The organism is Catenulispora acidiphila DSM 44928 (assembly GCF_000024025.1).
Classification (GTDB): Bacteria; Actinomycetota; Actinomycetes; order Streptomycetales; family Catenulisporaceae; genus Catenulispora; species Catenulispora acidiphila.
In genome coordinates this window covers 10,238,508-10,264,103 of sequence record NC_013131.1, presented here as the reverse complement: position 1 = coordinate 10,264,103, position 25,596 = coordinate 10,238,508, and the positions used below count along the sequence as shown (strand labels likewise).

General features: G+C 70.4%; 18 protein-coding genes. 8 read left to right on the top strand and 10 right to left on the bottom strand.

Annotation, left to right across the window (positions count from 1 at the left end):
* Positions 1 to 3: 3 nt before the first annotated feature.
* From CACI_RS43765 to CACI_RS43745, 5 genes are all read right to left on the bottom strand, one after another.
* Positions 4 to 372 (bottom strand): hypothetical protein, encoded by a 369-nt coding sequence (locus CACI_RS43765; RefSeq protein ID WP_015797388.1) that lies wholly within the window; start codon positions 370 to 372, stop codon positions 4 to 6.
* Positions 373 to 407: 35 nt separating this feature from the next.
* Entirely contained in the window at positions 408 to 902 is a 495-nt protein-coding gene (locus CACI_RS43760) for a SigE family RNA polymerase sigma factor (RefSeq protein WP_015797387.1), read from the bottom strand.
* Positions 903 to 1,171: 269 nt separating this feature from the next.
* Positions 1,172 to 2,071, bottom strand: a complete 900-nt coding sequence (locus CACI_RS43755; RefSeq protein WP_015797386.1) for a hypothetical protein — start codon at positions 2,069 to 2,071, stop codon at positions 1,172 to 1,174.
* 116 nt (positions 2,072 to 2,187) lie between these two features.
* Positions 2,188 to 3,813, bottom strand: coding sequence for a long-chain fatty acid--CoA ligase (locus tag CACI_RS43750; RefSeq protein WP_015797385.1), 1,626 nt, complete (start codon positions 3,811 to 3,813; stop codon positions 2,188 to 2,190).
* A gap of 43 nt (positions 3,814 to 3,856) precedes the next feature.
* Positions 3,857 to 4,429 carry a SigE family RNA polymerase sigma factor gene (locus CACI_RS43745; RefSeq protein WP_015797384.1) on the bottom strand — a complete coding sequence of 191 codons (573 nt, stop codon included), beginning with the start codon at positions 4,427 to 4,429 and terminating at the stop codon, positions 3,857 to 3,859.
* Between the two features lie 314 nt (positions 4,430 to 4,743).
* Between CACI_RS43745 and CACI_RS43740 the strand changes: the two genes are divergently transcribed.
* Entirely contained in the window at positions 4,744 to 6,456 is a 1,713-nt protein-coding gene (locus CACI_RS43740) for a hypothetical protein (RefSeq protein ID WP_015797383.1), read from the top strand.
* 87 nt (positions 6,457 to 6,543) lie between these two features.
* On the opposite strand, the gene CACI_RS43735 is transcribed toward CACI_RS43740, so the two are convergent.
* Entirely contained in the window at positions 6,544 to 7,659 is a 1,116-nt protein-coding gene (locus CACI_RS43735) for a DUF1906 domain-containing protein (RefSeq protein WP_015797382.1), read from the bottom strand.
* Positions 7,660 to 7,815: 156 nt separating this feature from the next.
* On the opposite strand from CACI_RS43735, the gene CACI_RS43730 reads away from it, so the two are divergent.
* Positions 7,816 to 10,110: a heavy metal translocating P-type ATPase gene (locus CACI_RS43730; protein WP_015797381.1), complete on the top strand. Its 2,295-nt coding sequence runs from the start codon at positions 7,816 to 7,818 to the stop codon at positions 10,108 to 10,110.
* 90 nt (positions 10,111 to 10,200) lie between these two features.
* On the opposite strand, the gene CACI_RS43725 is transcribed toward CACI_RS43730, so the two are convergent.
* Complete coding sequence (locus tag CACI_RS43725) at positions 10,201 to 12,108, bottom strand: cell wall-binding repeat-containing protein (protein WP_015797380.1); 1,908 nt, start codon at positions 12,106 to 12,108, stop codon at positions 10,201 to 10,203.
* A 243-nt stretch (positions 12,109 to 12,351) separates the two neighbouring features.
* Here CACI_RS43725 and CACI_RS43720 point away from each other — a divergent pair, with 243 nt between their 5' ends.
* The 4 genes from CACI_RS43720 (at position 12,352) to CACI_RS43705 (ending at position 17,631) form a co-directional block, all read left to right on the top strand.
* Entirely contained in the window at positions 12,352 to 13,515 is a 1,164-nt protein-coding gene (locus tag CACI_RS43720; protein WP_015797379.1) for a glycosyltransferase family 2 protein, read from the top strand.
* Entirely contained in the window at positions 13,512 to 16,406 is a 2,895-nt protein-coding gene (locus CACI_RS43715) for a YfhO family protein (protein ID WP_015797378.1), read from the top strand. The genes CACI_RS43720 and CACI_RS43715 overlap by 4 nt, the downstream gene beginning before the upstream one ends.
* Positions 16,403 to 16,876: a GtrA family protein gene (locus CACI_RS43710; protein ID WP_015797377.1), complete on the top strand. Its 474-nt coding sequence runs from the start codon at positions 16,403 to 16,405 to the stop codon at positions 16,874 to 16,876. The genes CACI_RS43715 and CACI_RS43710 overlap by 4 nt, the downstream gene beginning before the upstream one ends.
* A 125-nt stretch (positions 16,877 to 17,001) precedes the next feature.
* Positions 17,002 to 17,631, top strand: a complete 630-nt coding sequence (locus CACI_RS43705) for a DUF1707 SHOCT-like domain-containing protein (protein WP_063643566.1) — start codon at positions 17,002 to 17,004, stop codon at positions 17,629 to 17,631.
* A 281-nt stretch (positions 17,632 to 17,912) separates the two neighbouring features.
* Here the strand turns inward: CACI_RS43705 and CACI_RS46965 are convergent, their stop codons facing one another.
* Together CACI_RS46965 and CACI_RS43695 are read right to left on the bottom strand one after the other, a co-directional pair.
* A complete protein-coding gene (locus tag CACI_RS46965; protein ID WP_049871925.1) occupies positions 17,913 to 19,799 on the bottom strand; it encodes a glycoside hydrolase domain-containing protein in 1,887 nt (628 codons plus the stop codon).
* Positions 19,800 to 19,904: 105 nt separating this feature from the next.
* Positions 19,905 to 21,926: a cell wall-binding repeat-containing protein gene (locus CACI_RS43695; protein WP_015797374.1), complete on the bottom strand. Its 2,022-nt coding sequence runs from the start codon at positions 21,924 to 21,926 to the stop codon at positions 19,905 to 19,907.
* A 208-nt stretch (positions 21,927 to 22,134) separates the two neighbouring features.
* On the opposite strand from CACI_RS43695, the gene CACI_RS43690 reads away from it, so the two are divergent.
* Positions 22,135 to 24,519 (top strand): HAD-IC family P-type ATPase, encoded by a 2,385-nt coding sequence (locus CACI_RS43690; protein WP_015797373.1) that lies wholly within the window; start codon positions 22,135 to 22,137, stop codon positions 24,517 to 24,519.
* A gap of 28 nt (positions 24,520 to 24,547) precedes the next feature.
* Here CACI_RS43690 and CACI_RS43685 read toward each other — a convergent pair whose 3' ends face one another.
* A complete protein-coding gene (locus tag CACI_RS43685) occupies positions 24,548 to 25,129 on the bottom strand; it encodes a hypothetical protein (RefSeq protein WP_015797372.1) in 582 nt (193 codons plus the stop codon).
* A 117-nt stretch (positions 25,130 to 25,246) separates the two neighbouring features.
* Between CACI_RS43685 and CACI_RS43680 the strand changes: the two genes are divergently transcribed.
* Positions 25,247 to 25,591 carry a hypothetical protein gene (locus CACI_RS43680; protein WP_015797371.1) on the top strand — a complete coding sequence of 115 codons (345 nt, stop codon included), beginning with the start codon at positions 25,247 to 25,249 and terminating at the stop codon, positions 25,589 to 25,591.
* Positions 25,592 to 25,596: the final 5 nt, after the last annotated feature.

The window sequence follows — 25,596 nt, the reverse complement described above, 5'->3', positions numbered from 1 at the left end:
TCGTCAGGGGTCGACACTGGTCGTCCCCCCGCTGGTCCCGCTGCTCTGCGCGCTGCCGCCCACGGTCGTCAAAGACGCCGGTGGCGGCGGTGGTCCTCCGCTGCCGCCGCCGGGGACCACGTTCGTGACGCTGGTGTTCGTCGAGTGCGCGACCGCGGCGATCCCGGCCACGATGCCGAACCCGGCCAGGCACAGCATCGCGGCCGCCACGCGCGTGCGCACGCGCTGGCGGTGGCGGATGTGCCCGCCGAGGAGTTCCACGGTCGCCATCACGTCGTCCACGTCCGGCAGCGCCGGCTCCCCGGCGGTGAAGGCGGTCTCCATCAGACCGCGCACCGCGTCCTCGCCCGCGGACGCGTTCACCGCGTTCATCCGTGTCCTCCCTTCACCGGCTTCGCACTCATCGCTCAGACCGCCTGGTGTACAGACGAGTCGAGCAGCCCTTTCAGTTTCGCCAACGCGCGTGCGGTGTCCGACTTCACGGTGTTGGCCTTCATGCCGAGCGCCTCGGCGGTGGCCTCCACGCTCATATCGTCCCAGAAGCGCAGCGCCACGACCGCACGCTGGCGCGGCGAGAGCTGCTTGAGCGCCTCCATGAGCGCTAGCCGCGTCTCGATCTCCGGGCCCTCGGTGCCGGAGTCGGGCAGTTCGGCCGTGACCAGTTCGTGGTTGCGGCGTTTGCGCGATTCGTCGATGTAGGTGCGCACCAGGACCTGGCGCGCATAGGAGTCGACGGCTTCCACCGCGCGGACCCTCGACCAGGCCACGAACAGCTTGGCCAGCGTTTGCTGGGTCAGATCCTGCGCTTGGTGCCAGTCGCCGCACAGCAGGTACGCGGTTCGCCGCAGAGCGCCCTGCCGGGCGCTGACGAACTCGCGGAAATCCTCGGTTCCCGACCGCATCCGTTATCAGTGGCCTTCACAAGTGTCGGCTGCTTGCTGGGACTGCCTGTGGTGCTGGTGTCGCTGGTGGTTCCGGGTCGCACTTCGCCGGGAGTGCCGGGAGTGCGCCCCGTGGTGCCGGTGGCGGGGGGAGGGTGTTCGCGGTGCTCGGCCGGCTCGGTTCGTCGGACTGCTCCGGGGGGAGTGGAACGGACGGGCCGTGCCGGTTCGGTTGTCGAGTGTGGCACGTTCTTGTGAATCAGCGCTATGCGATGGCCGGAGGCCGCGGTTCAGCTGCCGTCGCCCACGACCGCGGAGGTGAGCTGGCCGAGAACCGCCGTGGCGGCGGCCGCCGCGTTCGCCGTGTCCTGGCCTGCTTCCAAGTCGTAATACCCGGCGTCGGCCTTGGCACTCCCGCGGGTGTAGGTGAGCACGACGTACCGGCCGCGGCGCTGGGCCACGACCGAGATCGTGACGTGGGTGTGGGTGTCGGTGTAGACGAACACCCCCTGCGAGTTGGCCCAGGACGGCGCGACCTCGCCGATGCCGCCGCCGACGATCTCGTCCTTCGCCCCGTCGCCCGGTCCGCCGCAGCCCGACGCCTTCGGGTCGATGGCGCCCATCCCGGACACCGCGGCCTGCGCGGCGTCCGCGCTCTGATAGGCGATCGCGGTGCTGACCACCCAGTGGGTGGGGTTGCCGTCGGTGGTCGAGGAGGATCCGGTGGACCCCGAGCTCGTCGTGCTGGAGGGGGAGCCCTTGTGACTGGAGCTGTGGCTCGGGGTGGACGTCGGCGCGGTCGGGGTCGACACCGGGTCGCTGAGCAGCGAGTCCGCGCGGAAGAACGAGGTGACCGGCTCCAGCGACTTCTGCTTGGTGTCGATGATGTTCTGCGTGCAGGCCCAGGCCTGCTGGAGCAGGATCTTCGAGGAGTCGATGGTCGGCCAGGACTTCCAACTGTCGTCAGTGGCGAATGCGCTGTCCAACTCCTGGGTAGTGAGTTGCAAGGAGTTGAGGACCTGGACGTCGTTCTCGTTGGCGTTGGCGTTCGCCAGGGACTGCGACGCCGCGCTCGATGCCGTCGAGCCGCTGCCGGAGGAGGAGCCGGAGCACGCCGCCATCGACAGCGCGGCGAGCACCGATGCCGCTCCGGCAGCGGTGCTGCGCGAAAAACGCCGAGATATCCGCATGTCCGCGGTGCCTCCCCTGCCGAGTGCTACTGATGTTCCAGGTGCTCAAGTTCTCGGCACTCTACACTGCGGACTTTTCCCTTGAAGAGGCGTTCTGAGCTCGGTGTACAACGCTTTCACAACACTGTGACCTCAAGTTCACCGGCTGCGTACGCTCGGCGCACTTCCTTCTTGTCGAACTTGCCGACCGAGGTCTTCGGGACCGACGCCAGGAAGGTCCACCGCTCGGGCAGTTGCCACTTCGGGATGAGCCCGGACAGGTACTCGCGCAGTTCCTCCGGTGTCGCCCCGGCGCCCTCGCGCAGCACCACCGCGGCCAGGGGACGCTCCTGCCAGCGCGGGTCCGGGACGCCGACCACGGTCGCCTCGGCCACGGCGGGGTGCGCCATCAAGTGGTTCTCCAACTCCACCGAGGAGATCCACTCGCCGCCGGACTTGATGACGTCCTTCTCCCGGTCGGTCAGCGTCAGGAAGCCGTCGGGGGTGATCGTGCCGACGTCGCCGGTGCGCAGCCAGCCGTCGCGGAAGCGCTCGGGGTCCTCGCCGCGGTAGTAGGACGCGGCGATCCACGGTCCGCGCACCTCCAACTCGCCGACCGCCTCGCCGTCGTTGGGCACGATCGAGCCGTCCGGGCCGGCCAGCCGCGCCTGCACCCCGGCCGGGAAACGGCCCTGGGTCACGCGGTAGGACCAGGCCAGCTCGCCCTCGGTGCCGGCCGGCGGCTGGGAGACGCAGCCCAGCGGCGAGGTCTCGGTCATCCCCCAGGCGTGGATGATGCGCATCCCGTAGCGCTCTTCGAAGGCCTGCATCAGCGCCGGCGGCACCGCCGAGCCGCCGACCACCGCGCGCTGCAGCGTCGGGATCTTCTCGCCGGTGGCGTCCAGGTGGTTCAGCACGTCGGCCCAGATCGTCGGCACCGCGCCGGCGAAGTCCGCCTTCGCCTCGTTGATCGCCCGCACCAGCGCCGGCGCCTGCAGGAAACGGTCCGGCATGACCAGGCTCGCGCCGCTCATCAGCGCCGCGTAGGGGATGCCCCAGGCCATCGCGTGGAACATCGGCACGATGGTCAGGACCTGGTTGGCCTCGGTGAGCTGGAAGGACTGCGGCATGGCCACCTGCATCGAGTGCAGGTAGATCGAGCGGTGGCTGTAGACGACGCCCTTGGGGTTGCCGGTGGTGCCGGAGGTGTAGCACATCGCGGCGGCGTCGGTCTCGACGAACTCCGGCCAGTCATAGGTCGTCGGTTTGCCGGCCAGCAGGTCCTCGTACCGGTGGATCTGCTTGCCCGCCGCCTCCAGCGGCGCCGGATCGCCCGCGCCGACCACGACGACGTGCTCGACGGTCTCGAACCCCGGCAGCACCCGGGCCAGCAGCGGGATCAGGCTGCCGTCGACGAGCACCACCTTGTCCTCGGCGTGGTTGGCGATGTACGTGACCTGATCCGGGTAGAGCCGGATGTTCAGGGTGTGCAGCACGGCGCCCATGGACGGGACGGCGAAGTACGCCTCCAGGTGCTCCTGGTTGTTCCACATGAAGGTCGCGACCCGCTGGTCGCCGCGGATCCCCAGGTCGTCGTGCAGGGCGTGCGCGAGCTGCGCGGTGCGCGCGCCGACCTCGGCGAAGCTCGCGGTGCGCAGGCCGTCGGCGGTGACGGTGTGCACCTGGGAGCCGGAATAGACGGTCGAGGCGAACCTCAGGAGCGTCGGGATTCCTAGCGGGGTCTCCTGCATGGTCGAGCGCATCGCTGACCTCCTGAGGGGTTGAGGTTACCGGGCGGTACTCCGGTCAGTCTGCATCGACCCTGGCGGATTTCGGAAGGGGCTCTCCGGCAGCCGGGCTAAGCGGTGCGGGGATGGCGATGCGGGCGTCGCGCAACGTGCCGTCTGTTCGGAGCTTGGCAAGAGCGCGTGAAGCGGTTGACTTCACAGTGCCGACTGAGATCCCCATAACCTCGGCCGTTTCCGCTTCGGACAGATCCTCGTAATAGCGGAGCACCACCACGGCGCGCTGGCGGCGGGGCAACTGCGCCAGGGAGGTCCAGACCGTGGCGCGCAGCTCGATCTCCGCCGGGCGGGTGTCCTCCCAGACCTGCTCGGGGAGCTGGTCGGTGGCGTACTCGTCGACCCGGCGCTTGCGCCACCAGGAGGTCTGGGTGTTCACCAGGACGCGGCGGACGTATCCGTCCAGCGCGCCCTTGTCCTGGATGCGGTTCCAGGACAGATAGGTCTTGGCCAGCGCGGTCTGCAGGAGGTCCTCGGCGTCGGCGCGGTTCCCGGTCAGCAGATAGGCGACGCGCAGGAGTGCCCCGGACCGTTCGGTGACATAGCGCGAGAACTCCTGGTCTCTGTCCGCCGTCACGCGACAACGTTATGCCGAGGGGGCGCCGCGATGACAATCGAGGGGCGGCCCAGCACGGCGCCGATCAGGATGTTGTGGGCAGGCCACAGAAATCACTGCTACTTCTTAGTAGATGCCCTACCGCTGGGCTCCAGTATTGAGTACCGTTTGCGCAACGATCCCCCCACATCAGTGGACATTGATCACACACAGCACTGCGGACACAGCGGCATCGGGGGCCGTCTCATTCCGAGCTTTTTCAGCCGAGGCGGGCAACACATGGTGACTCAGAGCAGGGTTCCGGATTCGCACTCCGGAGAACGGTCAGGCAGCCGATGAGCCTCGCGTACGGCGAGCAGCAGAGGAACAGCTCGGCGCTGGGCTCGTCCGCGGGCGGTGGCCAGCGCGAACTCGAGCGCCAGTACCACGTCGTGCTGCAGGACACGCTGGGTGTCCCGGCGCTGGGCTTCCGCGAGGGCACCTGGTTCCGGCTGACCGTGTCCGGTCCGCAGCCGCTGCAGCTGCGCGGCGCGATCCGGACCTGCCCGCACGCCGCCGGCTCGATCGTGCAGATCGCCTGCTGGTGGATGCGCGAGAACCCCATGCAGCCGCGCTCCCTGGACCTGGCCACCGAGCTGGCGCTGACGGTCGGCGAGCTGGTGCGGGTGTGCCCGGCCGACGGGCTCGGGACCACGTCGATGGACCTGCTGCCGATGGCGATGGCCGCGGTGGCGCAGAGCGCTCCGGCGGCGCCGCCGGCGCCGGCGCTGCCCGCGACGGCCGGCGCGTACGCCTCCTCCAATGCGGGGTTCGGGTCGACTCCGGCGCTGGGTTCGTCCGCTGCGAGTAGTACGTCGGGGTCCGCGGACGCCTTCGGCTCCGGTCCCGCGTTCGGTACGGCTAGTACTTATGGCGCCGCCAGCTCTACCGCCTCAAGCGGTACATACAGCCAGACGAGCGGGTACGGCTCTTCGGACGCCTACAGCTCCGGGTCTGGGTCCGGCACCTACAGCACGACCAGCGATTACAGCTCCGGCTACAGCTCTGGTTACGGCGCGTCCTCGAGCGAGGCGTACAGCGCTCCAGCCAGTTCGACGAGCGGCTACAGCGCCGGTACGAGCGGCTACGGTGCGGCTACGGGTTCTGCAAACGGTTGCGGCTCCTCCTCCGGCGCCACGAGCGGCTACAGCTCGTCCGCGTCCACGAGCGGCTACGGTTCGTCGACGTCCACGAGCGGCTATGGCTCGTCCGCGTCCACGAGCGGCTACAGCTCGTCGACGTCCGCGAGCAACTACGGCTCCGGCTCCTACGCGACGCTCTCGGACCCGCTGACCGACCCCCTGGAGCAGAACCCGTACGCGAACTCCCCCGACCCGCTCGGCCAGGGCTACTCCAGCGGGTCGTACGCCGCCAGCAGCTCCTACGATTCCGCCCCGACCTCCTACCTGCCCGCCGCCACCAACGCGAACGTGGCGAACAGCGGCTGGTTCGAGCCCGCGGACGGGACCGGGACCGGCGGGTTCCCCGTGGTGCCGCCGGCTCCCGTCATGGGCCGCCCGGCGCAGCCCGCGCATTCGGCGCCGCCTGTGCCGCCGGCGCCCCCCGCGCCGAAGAAGCCTTACCCGGGCGCGAACCCGGCAGCCGGAGTGGGACGCGGCTACCAGGGCGGCGCGACGCAGCAGGCTGCGTTGCCGCCGGCGCGTCCCCGCGAGACCGGCGCCGACTGGGAGCCGCGAGCCGCCGTGCCGCGCCGCCCCGGCGCCACCGGGTCCTCGCACCAGCCGCGCCCCCAGCAGGCGCAGCCACAGCCCGCCGCCCCGCGTCCGGTCCCCGGCGCCGCCGCGCCGCAGCCGCGCCCGCGTCCGCAGCAGCCTCGCGACGGCTACGGCCGCCCGGCCGAACCGCCCCAGGACCTCGGCCGCTCCAGCGACCGCAACGGCGGTATGCCGCCGCGCCGTCCGGCAGCGCCTCCGCAGCCGCAGCCGCAGCAGCGGGGAACGATGGGGCGCCGGCCCGCGACGCGTCCCGGCCGGCCTTCGGAGCGCTAAGCGGATAAGCCCACTAATGCAGGGTTCGGGTCGGACTGATGTCCGGCCCGATCGGCATTTGTGACAATCCTTTTTGTCCTCATCATGCTATTTCAGCACCGCCACCGGTGCATTGAGCACGTTGAGGTCGATGTTGAGGCGCTTCCCGCCATACGTCTCGTTGTGGCCGCCCTGGTACTGCTTGATCCGGCGCGGGCCGGGCCAGTATCTGTCGCTCAGCGTCGGGTCGCCGAACAGCTTCGGGATCTTGTCCCAGTGCGCGTACCAGGCCACATCGGCGCGGTAGGCCGCTCCGCTGTCGTAGACCTTCGCCATGTCCGCGATCGCGCCCGAGGAGCTGCTGTAGATCCCTGAGACGTATCCGCGCGCGTGCAGCTGGTCGGTCCAGGCGCTCAGGAACGCCTGGACGTCCTGCGTGCAGCCGGGGTCGTTGCGCGGGTAGTACTCCATGTCGAAGTAGATCGGGCTGCCCGGCGCGATGCCGAAGTGGACCGCGCGGTTCACCGCGTCGTTCGCGGCCTCCTGGCCCTGGGTCCAGCGGCGGCTGCGGGCGATCAGGGCCGGGTGGCCGCCGCCGGGGTCCTTCCAGCAGGGTGCTTGCAGCCCGACGTAGATCGGGAAGAACTTCCAGCCCTGCCGGGACACCGTCTGGACCCAGGACGGGGTCAGGTTGCCGTCCGGGCAGGCGCGGTCCAGGCCGCCGATGTAGATGCCGACGGCGTGGTACGGCGAGGCTTTGGCCCAGACCTGCATGGCGTCGGTCGGCGGTGCGGCACAGGTGTCGAAGCCCAGGCCGGAGTAGGTGGCGGCGACCTTGATCGCGCCCTCGGGCAGGCGCGAGCGCCGGTGGGGTTCGGGCTCGGGCGCCTCGTCCGCCTCGGCGGCGGACACCCGGTAGCCGCGGGTCCGGGTCACCGTTCCGTCCGAGGCGATGCGGACGGTCTCCGTGCGGCCGACGGCGGCGGCCGTGCAGTCCTGATCCGCGCCCGGGTCGCCGAGATAGACCGCGTGGCGGTCATACCGCATACAGGTATGCGGATCGGCCGTCAGATCGCGCACCGGCCAGCTCACCGGGACCTCGACGGTCGTGCCGGCGTAGCTCACCTCTTTGACCCCGGACAGCGGGCCGACCGCGGCGTAGGCGGCATCGCCGCAGCTCAGGGTCAGGACTGCGGTCAGGGTGAGCAGAGGGAACAGACGCATGACGGACCGCCTACCCGGTCCCGCGCGGATGATCACTCCGAGGAACCCCGGCGGCGCAATCGTCACATCAGCTGACCGGCTGCTGGCGGAATACCCCCATGGGGTATACGGTTGGGTCTGATGAGAGACTGAGACCCGTTCGATGCGGAGGCAGCGATGGCGGAGACCTTGGAGGCGGCGGCCGGATCCGGCGCCCGGAACGACGTCGAGTTGGCGATCGGCGGCATGACCTGTGCCTCGTGCGCCTCGCGGATCGAGCGCAAGCTGAACAAGCTCGACGGCGTCACCGCGACCGTGAACTACGCCACCGAGAAGGCGAAGGTCAGCTTCCCGGCGGACTACGCGCCGGCGGACCTGGTCGCCGTGGTCGAGGCGGCCGGCTACACCGCCGCGCTGCCCGAGCCGCCAGCTCCGGTCGGACCGGCGTCCGCCGACGGCGAACCGCCCAAGAGCGCCGCGGAACTGGAGGACGAGCGCCGCGCCGTTTCGCTGCGGCAGCGCCTGACCACCGCGGTCGTGCTGTCCGTACCAGTGGTCCTGATGGCGATGATCCCGGCCCTGCAGTTCCGCAACTGGCAGTGGGCCTCCCTGACGCTGTCCGCGCCGGTGGTCACCTATGCCGCCTGGCCGTTCCACAAGGCCGCCTGGACCAACCTGAGGCACCGCGCCGCCACGATGGACACGCTGGTGTCCGTCGGCGTCTCAGCGGCCTTCCTGTGGTCGCTGTGGGCGCTGTTCTTCGGCGACGCCGGGATGCCTGGGATGAAGCACGGCTTCGACTTCGCCGTCTCCCGCACTGACGGCTCCGGGTCGATCTACCTGGAGGCGGCCTCGGGCGTGACCGCGTTCATCCTGGCCGGACGGTATTTCGAGCACAAGGCGAAGCGGCGCTCCGGCGCGGCTCTGCGGGCCCTGATGACGCTCGGGGCGAAGGACGTCGCAGTACTGCGCGGCGGCGCCGAGGTGCGGATCCCGATCGGCGAGCTGGCCGTCGGCGACCTCTTCGTGGTGCGGCCCGGGGAGAAGGTGGCGACCGACGGCGTGGTCGAGCAGGGCCGCTCGGCGGTCGACGCCTCGATGCTCACCGGCGAGTCGGTCCCGGTGGACGTCGCGCCCGGCGCGGCCGTCACCGGCGCGACGGTGAACACCTCCGGCCGCCTGGTGGTGCGCGCGACGAGGGTCGGCGCCGACACCCAGCTGTCCCGGATGGCGAAGCTGGTCGAGGAGGCGCAGAACGGCAAGGCCGCTGCGCAGCGGCTGGCGGACAAGATCTCCGCGGTCTTCGTCCCGACCGTGATCCTGCTGTCCCTGGCGACGCTGGCCTTCTGGCTGCTGGTCGGCAGCCAGGAGGCCGGCGTCGCGACGGCGTTCGCGGCGGCCGTCAGCGTCCTGATCATCGCCTGCCCCTGTGCCCTGGGCCTGGCCACCCCGACCGCGCTGATGGTCGGTACCGGCCGCGGCGCGCAGCTGGGAATCCTGATCAAGGGTCCGGAGGCGCTGGAGAACACCCGCCGCGTGGACACCATCGTGCTCGACAAGACCGGCACCGTGACCACCGGCTCGATGGCTCTGGTCGGCATCACCGTCGCCGAGGGCGAGTCCGAGGACGAGGCGCTGCGCCTGGCCGGGGCGCTGGAGCAGGCCAGCGAGCACCCGATCGCCAAGGCGGTCGCGGCCGCCGCCGCCGAGCGGACCGGGGCGCTGCCGGCGGTCGAAGGGTTCGAGAACGTCGAGGGCTTGGGCGTGCAGGGCGTGGTGGACGGACACGCGGTCGTGGTCGGCCGGGAGAAGCTGCTGGCCGAATGGGCCCAGCACCTGAGCCCGGAGCTGGCCGCGGCCAAGGCCGGCGCCGAGGCGGCGGGCCGCACCGCGATCGCGGTCGGCTGGGACGGCCGGGCCCGGGCCGTGCTGGCGGTCGCCGACGCGGTGAAGCCGACCAGCGCCGAGGCGGTCCGCGAGCTGCGTGCCCTGGGTCTGACCCCGGTCCTGCTCACCGGCGACAACGAGACCGTGGCGCGCGCGGTGGCCGCCGAGGTCGGGATCGAGGAGGTGCTGGCCGAGGTGCTGCCGCTGGGCAAGGTCGAGGCGGTCAGGCGGCTGCAGGCCGAAGGCCGCGTGGTCGCGATGGCCGGCGACGGCGTGAACGACGCCGCCGCCCTGGCCCAGGCCGACCTGGGCCTGGCCCTGGGCACCGGCACCGATGCCGCGATCGAGGCCGGCGACCTGACCCTGGTCGGCGGCGACCTGCGCACCGCGGCCACCGCGATCCGCCTGTCCCGCCGCACCCTGGCCATCATCAAGGGAAACCTGTTCTGGGCCTTCGGCTACAACGTGGCAGCCCTGCCGCTGGCCGCCGCCGGACTGCTGAACCCGATGATCGCCGGCGCGGCGATGGCCTTCTCCTCGGTGTTCGTGGTGAGCAACAGCCTGCGGCTGCGGCGGTTCCACTAGGGCGCAGCGGCGGCAGACGTGCGGAAGCCCCGCAGACCCCCCTGGTGTCTGCGGGGCTTCCGGCTATCTGACCGGTTTGCCGGACGCGGCTCAGCCCTTCGGGTTGAGCTTGTAGTCGTAGCCGGCCGGACCGGAGATGCCCCCGCCGATGTTGGACTGCGCGACGCCGCCGTCGACGACCTTGTCGCCGCCGAAGATGTAGGCGTTGGCGGTGCCGGGCGCCCAGCCGTACAGGTACTGCGCGCTCTGGTCCGACAGCCAGCTCACCGGGTTCACCAGCAGCAGCGGACCGCCGGCCTCGCCCATGAACGCGCCGCCGGACAGCGCGTCCGGCCAGTCCGCGCCGGTGGCGAAGCCCATGGTCGCCGGGGCGTCGTCCGCGGCGCCCCCGAAGAAGGTCTTCGCGACCAGGTACGAGGTCTGGTACCGGTCGGTGCCGACCAGGCCGGTGTGCTTGATCCCGACGCTCTTGAGAGCGGTGTCGGCCTGCCCGCCGACCCCGTAGACCGGAGTCGGGGACTTGGCGTCGTCGTGCGCCTTGACCTGTGCCAGGTACGCCGCCGTCGAGGCCGGCATCTGCTTGTCGTTCGTCAGGAGCACGACACCGCCGACCGGGCCGTTGAAGGCGCCGGCCCCGGCGGCCGCGCCCGCGGACAGCGCGTCCGGGAACAGGTTGCCGGTGGCGACCAGGACCCGGCCCGGCTGTCCCCAGCCGTTCTGCACGTCGAAGGAGGTGATCTGCTTGGCGATGGCGACCGAGGTCGCGTAGCGGTCCGGGCCGGCGATCCGCGCCACGTCGTAGCCCATGCCCTTCACGGCGTTGAACACCGCCGGGGACAGCGCCTGCTCGCCGCCGAGGATGTACACGGTCTTGTGGCCGTTCGCCGGGCCGAGCACCCGGGCGATCTCGGCCTTGATCCCGGAGTCGAGCCGGGTGCTCGGGGTCAGCAGCAGCGGCCCGCCCTCCACCCCGGCCAGGGAGCTGCCGCCGAGCGCGTCGGCGAACTGGTCCGAGCGGCTCAGCACGACCGAGTTGGCCGCGCCGTTCTTCCACTTGGCCTGGGAGGCGGCGATCGCGGTCCCGAGCCGGTCGGCGCCGGCCAGCCGGGTGAGCGTGTTCTTGGTCAGCGGCTGGTAGCTCGGGGTACCGCCGGTCGCCGACTCCTGCTTCAGACCGCTGCCGTCTGCCGCGGACACGGACTCCACACGGCTCGGGGACCCAGTGGTGGAGGTGCGCGCCGCGTACGCGATCCGGGTGCCGTCCGGGGAGAAGGTCGGAGACAGGTGGTCCTCGGCGTTGGTGGTGAGCTGCTTCGCCGTGCCCGCCGGCGGCTGGGCCGACTGGCCGTTCCACGCCACGGTCCAGATCTGCTCGTGGCCGGCGTTGTCCTTGCGCAGGAACGCGATGGTCTTGCCATCGGGGGAGATCGACGGCGAGGTGCCGTTGGCGGCGGCCAGGATCGGGCCGGCGCTGCCGCGGCCGTAGCTGTCCTGGACGTAGATCTCGTCCTGGTTGGACGCGGTGTTGTGGTGTTGGAACACCAGCTTCGTCCCGTCGGAGTCCGGCGCGGTCTCGGTGCCCTCGGGCATCTTCGAGGACAGGAAGATCAGCGGGTCGCTCTCGACCACCGGCTCGCCGGCCGGGGTGTAGGTCGGGATGGAGACGAGCTTGGAGGTGCCGTTCACCGTCTCGGAGAACACGATCGCCGTACCGTTGTTCCAGAACGTCGGGTTCGAGCGCGCGACGCCTGCCTTGGCCGGGTCGACGGTGATCTCGGCGCCGCCGGGCAGGTTGCGGGTGGCGATGGAACCGTCCGGGTTGGCGTGGACGTAGCGGCTGCCGTCGGGCGCCCACGCGCCCTTGCCGATCGTCAGCGGCGAGTTCCCCGGACCCGCCGGCGCCGCGTGGGCGCTCGCGGACAGCCCCGCCGTGGCGGCGATGGAGCTGGCCAGGACGGCCGACGCCGCCAGAGACTTCTTAAGCTTCGAGCTACGCATGAGTGCTACTCCCCTGTGCACGCGGGGCTCTTCAGAGCCCTGTCACTCCAAACGACGTGGCACCCGCCGAACCGTTGACCGCTGTTACGAGGTCGTTACACAACTCCCTCAGAAACCCGGGGCGCAGGGGGTGTTCTGCGGCAACCGCCCGATCGCGCACACGCGTCCTCACCAGTAATGCCGTCCGTCGCGGCGTGCTCGGGTAGCCTGGCCCCGCTGTCCACGTCCATAACCGGAGATCCCATGCGTCTGTCCCTGGTCGTCCCGTGCTTCAACGAAGAAGCGGTTTTGGCGAGGTTCCACGAGGTGGTCCGGGCGGAAACCGCGGGGATAGCGGACGAGGTGGAGCTGGTCTTCGTCGACGACGGCTCCCGGGACGGCACCCTGGAGCTGCTGAAGAAGATCGCCGCTCAGGACCCCGAAGCCAAGTACGTCTCGCTGAGCCGCAACTTCGGCAAGGAGTCCGCGATCCTGGCCGGCCTGAAGCGGGCCAGCGGGGACGCGGTGATCATCCTGGACGCCGACCTGCAGCACCCGCCGGCGCTGCTGGGCCGCATGATCGACCTGCACAAGCAGGGCTTCGACCAGGTCATCGCCCAGCGCGACCGGGAGGGTGACAAGAGGTTCAAGAGCCTGGTCGCCAAGACCTACTACAAGCTGATCAACCGGATGGTCGACGTCGAGCTGGTGGACGGGGTCGGCGACTTCCGGCTGCTGTCCCGGCGCGCGGTGAACGCCCTGCTGGAGATGCCGGAGTACAACCGCTTCTCCAAGGGCCTGTTCGCGTGGATCGGCTTCGACTCGGTCACCTTCAACTACCGCAACGCGGTGCGCGAGGCCGGGGAGACCAAGTGGTCCTTCCGGCGGCTGCTGGACTACGGCGTGGATTCGCTGCTGTCGTTCAACAACAAGCCGCTGCGCCTGGCGATCTACCTGGGCTTCCTGTTCTTCGGCGTCTCCTTCGTCTACATGGTGTGGCTCATCGTGCGCACGATGGTGAGCGGCGACACCACGCCCGGCTACGTCACCACGATCGCGGCCATCGTCGGCATCGGCGGCCTGCAGATGTTCACGGTCGGCGTGATCGGCGAGTACGTCGGACGCATCTACTACGAGTCCAAGCAGCGTCCGCACTATCTGGTCAAGGAGACCGAGGCCGGCCCGCTGCGGCACCAGAGCGACTTCCTGGCCATCTCCGGGGACCACCGCTCGGCGCCGGCCGCGGCCCGGACCGAGTCTCGCCCCGAGCCGTCCACGGAGTCCCGCACAGAGCCCCGCACAGAGTCCCGCACAGAGTCAGAGTCAGAGTCCCGTCCCGCGGCGCAGGCCGAGCCGCCCGCGCCGGACGAGCAGGCCGAACCGGTCAACGGCGTCCCCGGGGCGCGAGAGCTGAACGGAATCCAGTGACCAGAACCGCCTGGCCGGCGATCCGCCGCAATCTGTACCTGATCCTGGCCTTCGTCGTCCCGGTGGCGGTCTACGCGGCGATCCTGGCCGACCGGCAGGTCTACCCGTTCGACCCGCACGGCTCGTACACGGTGTTCATGATCGACCTGAACAACCAGTACGCGCAGTTCTACTCCTATTTCGACCAGGCGCTCACCGGCCACGGCTCGCTCCTGTTCTCCTGGCGCGCCGACGGCGGCATGAACTTCTGGCCGATCGTCGCCTACTACCTGACCAGTCCGTTCGGCCTGCTGACGCTGTTCGGGTCGGACCACCAGCTGCCGGTGCTGATCGCCTTCGCCACGGTGCTCAAGCTCGGCGCGGCGGGTCTGGGCATGGCGCTGTTCCTGCGCAAGTTCCGGGGCGAGCCCGGCCACGGGAGCGGCTCGGCGGTGAACAAGGCCGTGATCGTGGCGCTGTCCACCGCCTACGCCCTCGGCGCCTGGTCGCTGATCTACGCCTTCAACATCATGTGGCTCGACGCGCTGTACCTGCTGCCGTGGGCGCTGCTCGGCGTGGAGCGCTTGCTGGCCAAGGGAAAGATCACCTCGCTGGCCGTCGCCATCGGCCTGAACCTGATCATCGACTTCTACACCGGCGCGATGATCTGCGTGTTCGTGTGCATGTACGGCCTGGCGCGCTACGCCGGAGTGCGGGAGCGCTTCGAGCGCGCCGACTTCCTGCGCACGGCTGCCAAATTCGCCGTGGCCGGCGCGATCGGCGGACTGCTCGCCGCCGCGTTCATCCTGCCGACCTATCTCGGCGGGCTGACCCAGAAGACCAAGCTCCACGCCGACGCCTCGGTGAACCCGCCGATCCCGGTGCTGTCGCTGCTGGTGCGCTTCTTCGGCGGCACCGTGGACGCCGGGCAGCTGACTCCGAACATCGGCGCCGCGACCCTGATCCTGGTGCTGGTTCCGGTGTTCTTCCTGGTGAAGACCATCAAGCGCGCCGAGCGGATAGCCTTCGGCGCCGTCTTGGCGTTCCTCGTCCTGGCGATGGAGATCAAGCCGCTCTACGTGATCATGCACGGCGGCCAGATGCCGAACGCCTTCCCGTTCCGGTTCGCGTTCCTCATCACCGGGCTGCTGACCTTCCTGGCGTTCCGCGCCTGGGTCGGCATCGACTCGGTGAAGCAGATCAAGTGGCTCGGGGTCAGTGCCGCGGTGTGGTTCGTGATCCTGTATTGGGGACGGCAGCAGTACCCGCGGATCATCCGGCCGCAGGTGGTGCAGTTCGACGCGCTGATCCTGGTCGTCGGGACCGCGCTCCTTTCCTTCGCGCTGTATCTGCGGGTCCGTCCGGCCGGCGAGCCGCTGTCGAAGCGACTGGCCTGGATGCCCAAGCGGCTGGCCACTCCGAAGGTCGCCGCCGTGGCCGCGATCGCGGTGCTCGCCGTGGACGCCTCGGGCTCGGCCGCGCTGGTCGGGCAGAAGGCGATCGGCAAGCAGCCCTCCGGGAACGGCTCGGTGACCAAGTCCAACTGGACCAGCTCGCCGACCACTTCCTACGGGACGGCGCTGTCCTCCCTGCAGCCGAGCAACGACGAGTTCTACCGCGCCGAGGGCGACGACCAGAACCTGCGCAGCACCAACGACAGCCTGCGCTACGGCAACTTCGGCTTCACCCACTTCTCCTCGCTGTCCTCCGGCAAGCTGCACAGCGCGATGCAGAACCTGGGCTTCGCGCACCACTCGGCCGACGTGTGGTCCTCGCACACCGGCGCCACGCTGCTCACCGACGCTCTGCTCGGCTATCAGTACCTGGTCGGCACCACGCGCGAGACAGCCGACGGCACGATCGACCGGCTCGGCGCGACGCTGCAGAAGACGTACGACAACACCGCGCCGACCGTCCCGGGCAAGAAGCCGCCGACGCCGGACGTCACCACGGTCTACAAGATCGACGACACGCTGCCGGTCGGCTTCCGGCTCGCCGGCTCCGACCTCGCGGACTTCACCGCGCCGGTGCCGGCGAACTCCCCGTTCGCCGCACAGGAGCAGGCTTTCGGTCTGCCGGGCGCCTTCGCATCGATGTGCGGCAGCCCGACGGTGACCGCCAGCGACGGGGTGACCGTCACGCCCGGCAGCGACGGCTCGGTGTCGATCAAGGTTCCGGCGAAGGCGCCGACCGGCGCGGAGTACTACAGCGACAAGATCGTGTGGCAGTGCCAGTCTTCCGGCGCGCGCCAGGTCTACCTGTACGCGCCCAGCGCGATGCCGACCGGCTTGTCCTACGTCCGGCTCGACGGCCAGAACCGCCCGGCGCCGAAGGCGGGCGCGGTCGCGGAGGACAAGACGAACATCCTCTACCCCTCGGGCTTCGCCAACGGCGTGCAGGACCTCGGCAGCGTCCAGTCCGGTTCGTTCACAGTGACAATGTCCACGCAGAAGCTGCCGTTGAAGAACACGTACACGGTCCCGGCCAACCCGGTCCGCGGGCTGGACCCGACCGCCGTGAACGCGAAGCTGGCGCAGCTGCGCGGCGGCGGCGTGAGCGACGTGCACTGGACTGACCGGGGTCTGACGGCCACGACGACCGGGGACAGCGCGGCGACCGTCTTCCTGTCGATCCCGACGATCCCCGGCTGGTCGGTCACCGTCGACGGCAAGAGCGTGAAGACCACCGAGCTGCTCGGTTCCTTCACCGGCGTCCCGGTCCCGGCCGGCACGCACCGGATCTCGATGTCCTTCACCCCGCCCGGGCTCACCGCCGGGTTCGGCGGCAGCGCCGTCGGCCTGGTCGCGCTCGGCGGGGTCTGGTGGTTCCAGCGGCGGCGCGCCGCCGCCGGTTCGGCGCCCGCGGCCCCGGCCGCCGGCGAGGAGCAGGTGTCCGAGGACGTGATGTCGTGACCGGGCTCATCAGGACCCTGGCGAGGAACACCTTCGTCCGCTACGCCTTCAGCGGCGGTTCGGCGCTGGTCACCGAGGAAGTCGTGCTGTTCCTGACGCACGGCTTGCTGAAGTTCCCGCTGTGGCTGGCCACGGGTCTGGCGTACCTCATCGCGTTCGGCGTCAACTTCTCCATCAACCGGATGCTGACCTTCGCCGACCACGGCGCGCGCGAGGGCGCGGTGCACAAGCAGACCGTGCGCTTCGCACTGCTGGTCTCCGTGAACCTGGGCGTCACGCAGGTGCTGATGTACTCGCTGACCGGCGCGGGCGTGAACTACCTGATCGCCAAGCCGCTGTCGACGGTGGTCATCACGCTCTACAACTTCTGGCTGTACAAGCACTGGGTGTTCAAGCCGGAGACGACGGCGGCGGCCGGCGCCCCAGGCGCCCCTCAGCCCAGTGCGCCGGCCTCCGAAGTCAGCGCTTGATCACGCGATAGCCCGGGTGCGTCATGCCGTTGCCGGGGCGCACCCAGATCCGAGCCCTCGCGCGGCCAGGCCTCCGGGACGCGGTGCCGTTGCGCAGTCCCGGAGCCGCCCACCAGACTGCACGCATGACTACGGGATCGGGGCCACAGGGCGTTCCCTCGGAGGGCGGCACATCCGGGATGCGGGCATCTCACCGCGACCGCGACCAGGTCGTGGAGATTCTCCAGGTTGCCGCGGGCGACGGCCGGCTCACCGCCACCGAGCTGGACCAGCGCCTGGACGCCGCGCTGTCGGCGCGCACCCTCGGCGAGCTGAAGGAGCTGACCGCGGACCTTCCCTCAGAAGGCTTGCCGCCGCAGCCCCGCGAAGTCGTCCGCATCGACCAACGCTTCGGCGACGTCTCCCGCACAGGCCGCTGGCTCGTCCCGCGCCGCATGGAGATCCGCCTGATGTTCTGCGACATGAAGCTCGACTTCACCGAGGCCCTGATCACCCAGAACACCCTGGACCTCGACCTCGACCTGCGCATCGGCGGCAACCTGCACATCATCACCAGGCCCGGCATCCTCGTCGACCCCGACGGCCTGACCCTCAGCCGCGGCGACATCAAGATCCGCCCCACGACCGACCCCGACGCCCCGACCATCCTCCACATCCGCCTGAGCGGCCAAGCCCGCGGCGACATCATCGCCCGCCCCCCACGCCGCCCCATCAGCGCCCTGCGCGGCAAGCAGCAGCGGAGCATCGAGAGCTGAAAGAGCGCCGCGCAGCAGTCGCCGCGCGGCGCGCGTTCGGTAGTGCTCACCCGCCAAGTACGCACCCGCCAAGCACGCACCCGGTGGTGCTCACCCACCCGTGCCTACTCGGCGGCCGCGGGCTCGGTGGGGTGCTCACCTCGGCGGTGCTCCGCCGGTGCGGGCCTCACTTGATGGTCACCAAGTCCTACTCGCCCGGTGGTGCTCACCCACCCGTGCCTGCTCGGCGGCCGCGGGCTCGGTGGGGTGCTCACCTCGGCGGTGCTCCGCCGGTGCGGGCCTCACTTGATGGTCACCAAGTCCCACTGCCCCGGGTAGCTGAAGCTGTTGCCCAGCGCGGTGGCCGCCGCCGGCGAGATCGCCGCCGGGCCGCCGACCAGCGTCGCGGTGGTGATGGGGTTGCTCTTGGCGCCGAGGTAGTAGCCGGTCGGTCCGGGCAGGACCTTCGGGTCGGTCAGCAGGAGCGGGACGCCGCGGTGGGCTGCCATCGCGCCGCCGGACAGGGCGTCGGGCCAGTTCATGCCGGAGGCGACGACCACTGATGTCGGCAGGTAGGAGAACCGCACCGCGACCGCCGAGGCCGTGCCGTAGCGGTCCGCGCCGTACAGCGGCGTGAAGGTCGTCCAGTCCTTCCAGGAGGGGAAGGTGGTGTGCACCGCGGTGACCGCCTTGCCGCCGATGCCGTACATGCGCGTGGCGTTCGGGTCCAGGGCGGACAGGTACGCGCGGGTCGCCGGCGGCAGGGTCGCGCCGTTGCTGAGCACGACCACCGCGCCGTTGTGCGTGAAGTCGCCGGGCTGGGGTGCCGGGGCGCCGGGGGTCGTGGTCTGCGCCGCGATGCCCAAGGCGCCGGCTGCCGCGCCGGCCGCGAGGGCGTCGGGGAAGTCGGTGCCGGTGGCGATCAGGACGCTGGAGGGCGGCGCGTCCGGCGAGATCGCCTGGGCGATGCTCACCGCCGTGGCGAAGCGGTCCGGTCCGCCGACGCGGCGCGGGATGAAGCCGTTGGCGGAGATGGCTTTTTCCACAGCTGGGGACAACGCCTGCGTGCCGCCGAGCAGATACACCGTCGAGCCCGGTGTCAGGATCCTGTGAAGCTCGTTCATGGTGCTCTGGTTCATCGCCTTGGAACCGGTGAGCAGCAGCGGTCCGTCGGCCTGCGCGGCCAGTGCCGAGCCGCCGAGGGCGTCGGCGTAGGTGTCGTCGCGGCTGAGCACCGCGGCCTTGGCCTGGTCGCGGCCGGCGGTGGCGCAGCCGTGGCAGTCGAAGGTGCGCACGCTGGCCAGCACCGCGGTGATGTCGCGGTCGAACCCGGCGAGCCGCTCGACCGTGCCCCGGCTGGCCTGGCCGACGTCGAACCAGTCGGTGTCGATGTTCAGGGTGACGCCGCCGTAGGACTCCTGGTGCCCGCCCTGCGTCTGGTGCACGCGCTGGTGGTTCGCCCACTGCGACGCCTTCACGTTCGGGTCGTCGGTGGTGTTGCTGCTGTTCCAGGCGGCGATGTCGATGACGTCGGGAGAGCTGGCGCCATACGCGGCGGCCTGGTCCTTGATCCCGCTGCTGGAGCTGGAGTACCAGCCCGCGCGGTAGCCGTTGCGGTGCAGTTCCTGGGTCCAGCCCTGCGAGTAAGCGATGACCAGCGGGGTGTAGCTGGAGTTGTAGTTCTCCATGTCGTCGTAGATGACCGACGCCGGCGGGAAGTTCAGGCCGCGCGCCTGGTTCGCGGCGTCGTCAGCCTCCGAGGAGCCGAGCTGGAACGCGGTGGCGGTGGTCAGCGTCGTGAAGTCGCTCTGGTAGGTGCCGCTCGCGTCCTTGTACTGCGCCTGGCTTCCCACATACAGCGGCAGGAAGCGCCAGCCGTTCGCCGCCTGGCGCCCGACCCACTGCTTGTTCAGGTTCGCAGTGTTCTGAGCCTTGCAGCCCGGCGCGTATCGCAGGCCTCCGATATAGATGCCGACGGCGCGGTACGGCGACTGAAGCCAGGCGTCCATCGAGGCGTTGTCCGGAGCCCAGCAGGGGTCGAAGCCCGCGCCGGAGTAGACGGTGCTCGGCGTCGCCTGCGGTACTGGCGGGCTCGCGGTCGCGCTGAGCAACAAGGTCGCCAACCCCGCCATGGCCAGGGCGGCCGCACAGACCGCTGCCGTGACCCGCTTGGGCCACCGATGGAACAACCCTGACACTCTCGACCACACCCCACCCTGTCGGTTCCTGCGAAGCAGGCGGCGCGGGCTCTCCCAGCCCGCGCCGCCGCCCTGGTTTCACGCTCCCGGGCGGCCTCAGCCCACCGGGTTCGACGCGTAGACGACCCCGCCGGTCCCGGCGATCAGACCGCCCACCACCTTGTCGACGCTCTGAGGCACCGCAACCGTTCCACCGAAGATTTCGGCGCGTTGGAGCTGCCCGCTATCCTGGTTCAGCCACTGCGCCGCGCCGGCCGGCACCCCGGCCTTCGGATCGACCAGCAGCAGCGGGCCGTTCTCCATCCCCATCTCGGCGCCGCCGGACAGCGCGTCGGCCCAGTTCATCCCGGTCGCGACACCGACCGAGCTCGCGGCGCCGAAGAAGTACCGCGCGACCAACGCCGAGGTCACGTACCGGTCCCCGCCCCACAGGCCGAGGAAGGAACCGCCCTGCCCGCCCGCCGGGATCCAGTGCGAATCCAGCGCGGTCTTGGCCTGCTTGCCGATGCTGTCCAGCTCGATGAAGTTCGCCGGCTTCGTGTGCTGCGGGTCAGGGTTCAGGTTGGTGCGGCCGAGCAGCGGCGCCAGGTAGTCGATCGTCGGCTTGGGCATCACCGTGTCGTTGGTGAGCAGCACGACCGCGTTCTTGCCCTGATGCGCGTCGATCGCACCGGCGGCGGCGCCGGCGGACAGCGCGTCGGGGAAGTTCTCGCCGGTGGCCACCAGGATGTAGTCCGGGGCGGCGTTCGGGCCGGTGATGGTGCCGGCGATCGCCACAGCGGTGGAGAACCGGTCCTGTCCAGAGATCCGCTGCACCTTGTAGTGCAGCGCGGTCAGCGCGTTCGCCACGCCCGGCGACAGCGCCTGAGTACCGCCGAGGACGTAGACGGTCTTCACCCCGTCGCCGGGACCCAGTACCCGCTGGATCTCCGCCTTCACCGCCGGGTCCAGCCCGGCGGTCTGGGTCAGCAACAGCGGGCCGCCGACCTTCGCGGCCAGCGCCGAGCCGCCGAGGGCGTCGGCGAACTGGTCGGAGCGCGTGAGCACGACCGCCTTCGCCGCCACGCCCGGGGATTTCGCGACGCCCGCGGAGGACCAACGGGACTGGGAGACCTTGATCGCGGTGCCCAGACGGTCGCCGCCGGCGATGCGGGTCACGCTGTCCTGGACGACCGGCCGGAACGCCGGCTGCCCGAGGATCTTCGTGCCCGGGACGATCTCGGTGTACGCGGCGCTCTTGGCGGCGCCGGCCGCGACGGACAGCGTGTCGACGTCCTTGCCGGTGCCGTCCAGCCGCTCGAAGACCAGGCCGGTGCCGTTCGGCGTGTACACCGGGTTCGCGAACCCGCCGCCGCCCGCCGTCACCTGGTTCAGCGTGCCGGACGGGTTGCTCAGCGCGACGGTGTAGACGTTGGTGCCGGCCGGGCTGGCGGTGGTGGTGACGAAGGCGACGTGCGTGCCGTCCGCCGAGATCGAGGGGTCCCAGCCGGTCGCGATCAGCACCGGCGCCGAGTTCGCCTGCGCGCGGTTCCACAGGTAGATCTGCGGCGCCTTGTTCGGCGTGTTCACCTGGTAGACCAGCAGCGAGCCCACCGAATCGGGGTGGGACAGATCGCTACCGCTCAGGGTGCGCAGAGTCTGGACGGTCGGTGCGCCTCCGGAGCCCTGAACACCGTTGCCGTAGGCCCAGTTCAGGACCGCGTTCTTGCCGGCCGCCTTCTCCGACCACACCACCGCCGAGCCGCCGTCGATCCACGCCGGGTGCGAGCGCGCGGTGCCGGAAGCCGGCGCGGGGGCGATCACCTCGGCCGCGCCGCCCGGGACGCCGGCCACGACCGCGCCGGACGCCGGGTCGATCCACGCGGCCCGCGCGCCGGTCGGCGCCCACGCGAGGTTCGCCGCCGCCGGGGCGAAGCCGAGCGCGTACTTGGTCCCGGTGACGGTGCTGGTCCCCGACGGCGCCGCGGAACTGCCCCCGGAGACCGTGAGGCTGGCCGTGCCGTTCGGACTCGTGGTCGTGGCGTTCGCGGCGGGGGCGATGAGCCCGGCGGCCGCGGCGACGGACGTGGCCAGCGTCGCGGTGAGCGCCAGCGGCCGGCGCAGAACAGAGTCGGTCATGAAGTGGCTCCTCGGCATGTCGTCAGCGCGGCGCCGGCACCCGATGCGGGCGCTCCCCCAAAGCGCGGGCATGCCGCAGCGACGAGGTTAGGCCACCTGAGCGAATCCGATGTCTGATCCCGCCCCGGTACGTAGGTGAATTCATCTTTACGCCCCGGACAGATTCTCCGATTTGCGGCCAACATCGGGTTCGGATCTGATGGGACGCATGACGCATCCTGGGACAGCCGTGGCGGAGCCGCTCTCAGGGCTCACGTCGGCCCAGGTCGCGCAGCGCGTGGCGGCCGGCGAGGTGAACGACGTCCCGGCGAAGACGTCGCGCTCGATGTCCGAGATCGTCCGTTCGAACGTGTTCACGCCGTTCAACGCCATCATCGGCACCCTGTTCGTCATCGAGCTCGCGGTCGGTCCGCTCCAGGACGCGTTGTTCGGCTTCGTCATCGTCGCCAACTCCGCGATCGGCATCCTTCAGGAGTGGCGCGCCAAGCAGACCCTCGATTCGCTCGCGGTGGTCGGGGAGTCCCGTCCCCGAGTGCTGCGCGACGGCGCGGAGCAGGAGATCGAGGCTTCGCAGATCGTGCTCGGCGACGTGATCGTGCTGGGTCCCGGCGATCGCGTGGTGGTGGACGGCAAAGTAGCGCGCGCCGACGCCCTAGAAGTCGACGAGTCACTGCTCACCGGCGAATCCGACTCGGTGCTCAAGCACACCGACGACGCCGTGATGTCCGGCTCCTTCGTGGTGGCCGGCTCCGGCGCGTTCGAGGCCACGAAGGTCGGACACGAGGCCTACGCCGCCAAGCTCGCCGAGGAGGCGCAGAAGTTCACTCTGGTCAACTCCGAGCTGCGCACCGGTATCAACAACATCCTGAAGTACATGACCCTGCTGATGATCCCGGCGGGGATCTTGCAGGTCGTGACCCAGCTGAACCGCGCCGGCGGCGTCCGCTCCGGGATCAGCCGCTCCATCGCCGGGCTGGTCCCGATGGTCCCCGAGGGCTTGGTGCTGCTGACCTCTGTGGCGTTCGCGGTCGGGGTGATCCGGCTGGGCCAGAAGAACTGCCTGGTGCAGGAGCTGCCGGCGATCGAGGGTCTGGCGCGCGTGGACACGGTGTGCCTGGACAAGACCGGGACGCTGACCGAGGGCGGGATGGTCTTCGACGCGATCGAGGAGCTGCCGGGCGCCCCGGGCCCGGCCGGCGCGGACGTGCCGACCGTCCTGGCCGCGCTCGGAGCCGCCGAGGACCGCCCGAACGCGACGATGCAGGCGGTGCTGGAACAGTTTCCGGGCCCGGCGGCCGGCTGGAGCGCCGCGCAGGTCGCGCCGTTCTCCTCGGCGCGCAAGTGGTCCGGCGTCACCTTCGCCGACGGCAAGGGCACCTGGCTGTTCGGCGCGCCCGACGTCCTGGGCCGCGGCACGTCGGCCGCCGACCACGCCGAGCAGCTCGGCGCCACGGGACTCCGGGTCCTGATGCTGGCCCGCGCCGACGGTCCGGTGGACGCCGTGATCGACGGCTCGATCGCCCCGGTCGCGCTGATCACCCTGCGCCAGCGCGTCCGCTCCGACGCCCGCGGCACGCTGGAGTACTTCGCGAAGCAGAACGTCGCGCTGAAGGTCATCTCCGGGGACAACGCGGTGTCGGTCGGCGCGGTCGCGGCCTCGCTGAAGCTGCCCGGCGCGAGCGACCCCAAGGACGCGCGCACGCTGCCCGAGGGCGACGCGGACGCCTTCGCCGAGGACGTCGCCGGGCACAGCGTCTTCGGCCGCGTCACTCCGCAGCAGAAGCGCGAGATGGTCACCGCGCTCCAGTCCCGCGGCCACACCGTGGCGATGACCGGCGACGGCGTCAACGACGTCCTGGCGCTGAAGAACGCCGACATCGGCGTGGCGATGGGCTCCGGCGCGGGGGCGACCAAGGCGGTCGCGCAGATCGTGCTGCTGGACGACCGCTTCGCCACGCTGCCGGAGGTGGTCGCCGAGGGCCGCCGGGTGATCGGCAACATCGAGCGGGTCGCGAACCTGTTCCTGGTGAAGTCGGTCTACTCCTTCGTGCTGGTGATCCTGGTCGGCATCTTCCAGCTGGAGTATCCGTTCCTGCCCCGGCACACGACGCTGATCGCCGCGCTGACGATCGGGATCCCGGCGTTCTTCCTGGCGCTGGCGCCGAACTACGAGCGCGCCAGGCCCGGTTTCGTGCGCCGGGTGCTGCGCTTCGCCATCCCGGCGGGGCTGGTCGCCGGGATCGAGGTGTTCGTCGCGTACTGGATCGCGCGCGGCGAGCAGAACACGCTCGGGGAAGCGCAGACCACTGCGATGATCTCGCTGTTCGCGTGCAGTCTGTACATCGTGCAGTTGGTGGCCAGGCCGATGGTGTGGTGGAAGGTCGTGCTCATCGCGTCGATGGCCGGACTGTTCGTGCTCTGCGTCGCCGTGCCGTACGGACGGCACTTCTTCGACCTGCACTTCGGTTCCTGGTACCAGTGGACCACCGGTCTGGTGATCGCCGCGGCGGCGTGCGTCGTGCTGGAAGTGCTGTGGCGCTCCTTGAGCCCGCACCGGACGGGAGCGGCGGCGGCGCCGACCGAAGCCGTCTAGCCGCCGCTACCCGTTCAGCGCGCTCGGCTCAGCTGCACCCGGCGGCCTTCAGGACGGTCGGGTTGACCCCCGGGGTGATCCCGGCGAGCTTGCACAGGGTCGCGTCGGAGACCTGCCAGTTGCCCGACGCGGAGTCGTAGACCGCGTCCCCGCTGGCGTGCGGCAGCGCGGGCTGGCCGTTGAGCAGGATCGCGAAGTCGACGTTGGCGTGCGTGGGGCTGTCGAAGGTCACGGTGTTGACCTGGATCGAGGACTTCTCCCCGTTGGCCGCCGCGGCCAGCGCGGTGAGCAGCGCCTGCACCTGCCCGGCGTTCTGGACCATCGCGGCCTTGGTGGCGGTGCTGATGCTGTTGTCGAAGAACTTGTTGTAGGCGTCCTTGACCGCCTGGGTGGCGCCGGCGACGTCGGAGGGCTGCCCGCCGGACGCCGAGCTGCTGGCGGAGGTGCTGGGACTGGATGTGTCCGCCGCGGAGCTCGAAGTGCTCGAACTTCCGGCGGTGGTGCCGCTCGCCGAGGGCGAGGACTTGCTGGAGGAACAGCCGGCGGCGAGGAGTGCCGCGACGGCCAGGGTGGCGCCGGTACGGACGAGCGATGTGCGTCGAGATGTCACGGAGGATCACGCTCCTGAAGAGTATTCCCGGCCTCTTTCACCTGACATACCATCATCTCCAGTAAGGGTCCACAGACACATCAGCCCCACTGCCGGTCACCGGAGGGTGTTCTGCTCATGTCCCGCCTCGATGACCTGGACCGGAGAACCCGTGTGGCACTCGGCGGGGCAGTCGGGCTCATCGGGGTCCTGTTGCTGGTTCTAGGCTGGTATCTGATATCCGGCGAGGCGATCGCGGCCAAGCAGCTGCCGTATCTGGCCTCTGCTTCACTGCCCGGCGCGGTCTTGGTGGTGTGCGGATTCCTTCTCGCGATTTCCGGGACGACGGACCCTGATACCGCCCGCCGGATCGCCGAGTTGCACGCTTTGCTGACCGAAGCCGTCACGGAGGCTGTCACCGAGGCCGTGGACGACGGCGCCGCCGGGACCGCGACCGGAACCGCCGCCGGGACCGAGGAGTAGGCGCG

Coding starts and splice junctions, on each gene's coding strand:
- CACI_RS43680 (WP_015797371.1), top strand. CDS start 25,247: ATGTCCCGCCTCGATGACCTGGACCGGAGAACCCGTGTGGCACTCGGC.
- CACI_RS43705 (WP_063643566.1), top strand. CDS start 17,002: ATGACTACGGGATCGGGGCCACAGGGCGTTCCCTCGGAGGGCGGCACA.
- CACI_RS43755 (WP_015797386.1), bottom strand. CDS start 2,071: ATGCGGATATCTCGGCGTTTTTCGCGCAGCACCGCTGCCGGAGCGGCA.
- CACI_RS43765 (WP_015797388.1), bottom strand. CDS start 372: ATGAACGCGGTGAACGCGTCCGCGGGCGAGGACGCGGTGCGCGGTCTG.
- CACI_RS43730 (WP_015797381.1), top strand. CDS start 7,816: ATGGCGGAGACCTTGGAGGCGGCGGCCGGATCCGGCGCCCGGAACGAC.
- CACI_RS43760 (WP_015797387.1), bottom strand. CDS start 902: ATGCGGTCGGGAACCGAGGATTTCCGCGAGTTCGTCAGCGCCCGGCAG.
- CACI_RS43695 (WP_015797374.1), bottom strand. CDS start 21,926: ATGACCGACTCTGTTCTGCGCCGGCCGCTGGCGCTCACCGCGACGCTG.
- CACI_RS43725 (WP_015797380.1), bottom strand. CDS start 12,108: ATGCGTAGCTCGAAGCTTAAGAAGTCTCTGGCGGCGTCGGCCGTCCTG.
- CACI_RS43690 (WP_015797373.1), top strand. CDS start 22,135: ATGACGCATCCTGGGACAGCCGTGGCGGAGCCGCTCTCAGGGCTCACG.
- CACI_RS43750 (WP_015797385.1), bottom strand. CDS start 3,813: ATGCGCTCGACCATGCAGGAGACCCCGCTAGGAATCCCGACGCTCCTG.
- CACI_RS43735 (WP_015797382.1), bottom strand. CDS start 7,659: ATGCGTCTGTTCCCTCTGCTCACCCTGACCGCAGTCCTGACCCTGAGC.
- CACI_RS43720 (WP_015797379.1), top strand. CDS start 12,352: ATGCGTCTGTCCCTGGTCGTCCCGTGCTTCAACGAAGAAGCGGTTTTG.
- CACI_RS43740 (WP_015797383.1), top strand. CDS start 4,744: ATGAGCCTCGCGTACGGCGAGCAGCAGAGGAACAGCTCGGCGCTGGGC.